The sequence below is a fragment of the Megasphaera cerevisiae DSM 20462 genome (genome assembly GCF_001045675.1).
Lineage (GTDB): Bacteria > Bacillota > Negativicutes > Veillonellales > Megasphaeraceae > Megasphaera > Megasphaera cerevisiae.
On record NZ_LEKT01000155.1, the window covers coordinates 1 to 689 of the forward strand.

Here is a 689-nt window from a genome sequence, read left to right on the forward strand (position 1 = left end):
AAACGGTTTATCTGCAATCATATATCCTATTGCGTTATCCAACAAACCTTGGGCAATCATAACCACGGAAGGCGATCCCTCAGGCTGGGATAATAACATAAATGGCATTGCAATAGCTGGAGCAGACATTGCCACCGCATCAAATACCCGAGCTAATATTTTATCTAAATGGGTTGTTAACGGTGGGACAATAACTCGGCAAGGGCAAAACGTACGGTTTTTTATTATTGGTGTTTAAACAGTGGGGAAAAATGCAGGTAGGAACATTTACGTTTCCCATCGCGTTTACATCTGAACCACTAGCTGCCGCTGGAATCGACTCGGGAAGTAATACTGTAACATATGGATTTAAAATTGATAGTACTACGCAAGGGACAGTATCCAGCAATGGAAGTGATCCTGCTGTTCAATACGGATACCTCGTTGTAATCGGATATTAAACAGTGGGGATTGTTTAGTATTGGTGCCCCCTTGGCCGGCGCACAAACGATCACATTCCCACTTGAAATTAATCAAGTCCTTTTGCCCGTGGTCACAGTCGATTCTGCGGCAGACGACATGATTGGCGTCGAAAACATATCCGACACAACTATAACCCTTACAAAAGGATCACACGACCCCACCGCCCGCACGGGGCATTGGGGATTAATATGTAAGTAAACAGTGGGTATCTACCGAAGCTCCTGCCG

General features: G+C 45.0%; 2 protein-coding genes. Both read left to right on the top strand.

What is annotated here, in order from left to right:
* On the top strand, positions 1 to 238 hold a 238-nt coding region (locus AB840_RS18010; RefSeq protein WP_048515676.1), incomplete at its 5' end, for a hypothetical protein.
* Positions 239 to 251: 13 nt separating this feature from the next.
* On the top strand, positions 252 to 440 hold the full coding sequence (locus AB840_RS16980; protein ID WP_152669428.1) for a hypothetical protein: 189 nt from the start codon (positions 252 to 254) through the stop codon (positions 438 to 440).
* The last annotated feature ends 249 nt before the right edge of the window (positions 441 to 689 follow it).